Raw genomic sequence first — 4,009 nt, forward strand, 5'->3', positions numbered from 1 at the left:
ATTTAAAAAGTCTGGCGGCACCCTACTCTCACATGGGTAATACCCACACTACCATCGGCACTACGGCGTTTCACTTCTGAGTTCGGCATGGGGTCAGGTGGGACCACCGCGCTATTACCGCCAGACATATTCTTTTCTCTTCTACAATCAGTGCTCATTATCTCATAATAACACCAATCTCTCAATTCGGAACAAACCACTCAATCAACATTTAATCCAATTTCGATGACTTAGTCATCAAACGCTTCTCTTCACGTAATCACAAAACAACTCCGAGTTGTAAGGTTAAGACTCTCGGTTCATTAGTATCAGTTAGCTCAATGTATCACTACACTTACACACCTGACCTATCTACGTCTTAGTCTCAAACGAACCTTACTGAATCTCTTCAGGGAAAACTCATCTTAAGGCTAGTTTCGTGCTTAGATGCTTTCAGCACTTATCTATTCCGCACGTAGCTACCGGGCAATGCAATTGGCATCACAACCCGAACACCAGCGGTGCGTTCACTTCGGTCCTCTCGTACTAGAAGCAAACCCTCTCAATTTTCCTACGCCCATGGCAGATAGGGACCGAACTGTCTCACGACGTTCTAAACCCAGCTCGCGTACCACTTTAAACGGCGAACAGCCGTACCCTTGGGACCTACTTCAGCCCCAGGATGTGATGAGCCGACATCGAGGTGCCAAACACCGCCGTCGATATGAACTCTTGGGCGGTATCAGCCTGTTATCCCCGGAGTACCTTTTATCCGTTGAGCGATGGCCCTTCCATTCAGAACCACCGGATCACTATGACCTACTTTCGTACCTGCTCGAGCCGTCACTCTCGCAGTCAAGCTAGCTTTTGCCATTGCACTAACCTCCTGATGTCCGACCAGGATTAGCTAACCTTCGTGCTCCTCCGTTACTCTTTGGGAGGAGACCGCCCCAGTCAAACTACCCACCAGACAGTGTCCCTTACCTCGATTCAGAAGTATAGGTTAGAACATCAAACATTAAAGGGTGGTATTTCAAGGTCGACTCCACACACACTGGCGTGCATGCTTCTTTGCCTCCCACCTATCCTACACATTAAGGCTCAATGTTCACTGTCAAGCTATAGTAAAGGTTCACGGGGTCTTTCCGTCTTGCCACGGGTACACCGCATCTTCACGGCAAATTCAATTTCACTGAGTCTCGGGTGGAGACAGCCTGGCCATCATTACGCCATTCGTGCAGGTCGGAACTTACCCGACAAGGAATTTCGCTACCTTAGGACCGTTATAGTTACGGCCGCCGTTTACTGGGGCTTCGATCAGGAGCTTCTGCATTCGCATAACCCCATCAATTAACCTTCCAGCACCGGGCAGGCGTCACACCGTATACGTCCACTTTCGTGTTTGCACAGTGCTGTGTTTTTATTAAACAGTTGCAGCCAGCTGGTATCTTCGACTGATTTCACCTACATCCGCGTGGGAGTTCAATTACCATCAGCGTGCCTTCTCCCGAAGTTACGGCACCATTTTGCCTAGTTCCTTCACCCGAGTTCTCTCAAGCGCCTGAGTATTCTCTACCTGACCACCTGTGTCGGTTTCGGGTACGATTACCTATAACCTGAAGCTTAGAGGATTTTCCTGGAAGCTTGGCATCAATTACTTCACTACCTTAGTAGCTCGTCATCACGCCTCAGGGTCTCAGTGACCGGATTTGCCTAATCACACCCCTACACGCTTAAACCACCATCCAACAGGTGGATAACCTAGCCTTCTTCGTCCCCCCATCGCAGTTATAGCCAGTACGGGAATATTAACCCGTTTCCCATCAGATACGCCCTTCGGCCTCTCCTTAGGGGTCGACTCACCCTGCCCCGATTAACGTTGGACAGGAACCCTTGGTCTTCCGGCGAGCGGGCTTTTCACCCGCTTTATCGTTACTTATGTCAGCATTCGCACTTCTGATACCTCCAGCATGCCTCACAACATACCTTCTACGGCTTACAGAACGCTCCCCTACCCAATGCACTTACGTGCACTGCCGCAGCTTCGGTGCATAGTTTTAGCCCCGTTACATCTTCCGCGCAGGCCGACTCGACTAGTGAGCTATTACGCTTTCTTTAAATGATGGCTGCTTCTAAGCCAACATCCTAGCTGTCTAAGCCTTCCCACTTCGTTTCCCACTTAACTATGACTTTGGGACCTTAGCTGGCGGTCTGGGTTGTTTCCCTCTTCACGACGAACGTTAGCACCCGCCGTGTGTCTCCCATGATTAAACTTGTCAGTATTCGGAGTTTGCATCGGGTTGGTAAGCCGGGATGGCCCCCTAGCCGAAACAGTGCTCTACCCCCAACAGTTACTCATGAGGCGCTACCTAAATAGCTTTCGGGGAGAACCAGCTATCTCCCGGTTTGATTGGCCTTTCACCCCCAGCCACAGGTCATCCGCTAATTTTTCAACATTAGTCGGTTCGGTCCTCCAGTTAGTGTTAACCAACCTTCAACCTGCCCATGGCTAGATCACCGGGTTTCGGGTCTATACCCTGCAACTTAACGCACAGTTAATACTCGGTTTCCCTTCGGCTCCCCTATTCGGTTAACCTTGCTACAGAATATAAGTCGCTGACCCATTATACAAAAGGTACGCAGTCACACATATCTAATGATATATGCTCCCACTGATTGTACGTACACGGTTTCAGGGTCTATTTCACTCCCCTCCCGGGGTTCTTTTCGCCTTTCCCTCACGGTACTGGTTCACTATCGGTCAATCAGGAGTATTTAGCCTTGGAGGATGGTCCCCCCTTCTTCAGACAGGATATCACGTGTCCCGCCCTACTCTATAAGCTTCCACATAATATACTTTCGTGTACGGGACTTTCACCCTCTATAGTGCGACTTTCCTGAACGCTTCCACTAATATACTATGCTACCCGCTTGGGCTCCTCCCCTTTCGCTCGCCGCTACTCAGGGAATCTCGGTTGATTTCTTTTCCTCGGGGTACTTAGATGTTTCAGTTCTCCCGGTTCGCCTCATCTGACTATGGATTCATCAGACAATAATGTAGTTACCTACATTGGGTTTCCCCATTCGGACATCAACGGCTATAACGCTTTTTATCAGCTCACCGTCGCTTTTCGCAGATTAACACGTCCTTCTTCGCCTCTGATTGCCTAGGCATCCACCGTGTACGCTTAATTTCTTAACCTTACAACTCACAGTTGTCTTGGTTAATTACGCTTTCTTCTCTTTTCGCTTTCAGTCACCTATATTTACATTTCGATTCCTCCAGCAAAACGAGAACTCGTTTCTTTCAGCTTGTTCCTTATTGTTAAAGAGCTTTATCTTTCTATTCACTTAATAACTAAATTAAGTAAACACAAAAATAATTTTTAGAAAAATAATTTCATCACATTTTATGGCGTCCCCTAGGGGATTCGAACCCCTGTTACCGCCGTGAAAGGGCGATGTCCTAGGCCTCTAGACGAAGGGGACTTAATTATTTCTCTTTCTAAACAAACAATCTGTGTGAACACTTACGAGCTCTTCGTAAGGAGGTGATCCAACCGCAGGTTCCCCTACGGTTACCTTGTTACGACTTCACCCCAGTCATGAATCACACCGTGGTAAACGCCCTCCCTAAGGTTAAGCTATCTACTTCTGGTGCAACCCACTCCCATGGTGTGACGGGCGGTGTGTACAAGGCCCGGGAACGTATTCACCGTGACATTCTGATTCACGATTACTAGCGATTCCGACTTCATGGAGTCGAGTTGCAGACTCCAATCCGGACTTAGACGTACTTTATGAGGTCCGCTTGCTCTCGCGAGGTCGCCTCCCTTTGTATACGCCATTGTAGCACGTGTGTAGCCCTGGTCGTAAGGGCCATGATGACTTGACGTCGTCCCCACCTTCCTCCGCTTTATCAACGGCAGTCTCCTTTGAGTTCCCGACCTAATCGATGGCAACAAAGGATAAGGGTTGCGCTCGTTGCGGGACTTAACCCAACATTTCACAACACGAGCTGACGACAGCC

General features: G+C 48.8%; 1 tRNA gene and 3 rRNA genes. All 4 read right to left on the reverse strand.

Annotated elements, in window-relative coordinates:
* Nucleotides 1–9 precede the first annotated feature (9 nt).
* Nucleotides 10–125: ribosomal RNA gene (rrf, locus tag A9G36_RS00345) — 5S ribosomal RNA — on the reverse strand.
* Between the two features lie 156 nt (nucleotides 126–281).
* A 23S ribosomal RNA gene (locus A9G36_RS00350) occupies nucleotides 282–3,181 on the reverse strand.
* A 211-nt stretch (nucleotides 3,182–3,392) separates the two neighbouring features.
* Nucleotides 3,393–3,468: transfer RNA gene (locus A9G36_RS00355), tRNA-Glu, on the reverse strand.
* A gap of 55 nt (nucleotides 3,469–3,523) precedes the next feature.
* Nucleotides 3,524–4,009 (reverse strand): 16S ribosomal RNA (locus tag A9G36_RS00360); the annotation flags it as partial.

Source organism: Gilliamella sp. Choc6-1, from assembly GCF_001690385.1.
Classification (GTDB): domain Bacteria; phylum Pseudomonadota; class Gammaproteobacteria; order Enterobacterales; family Orbaceae; genus Gilliamella; species Gilliamella apicola_A.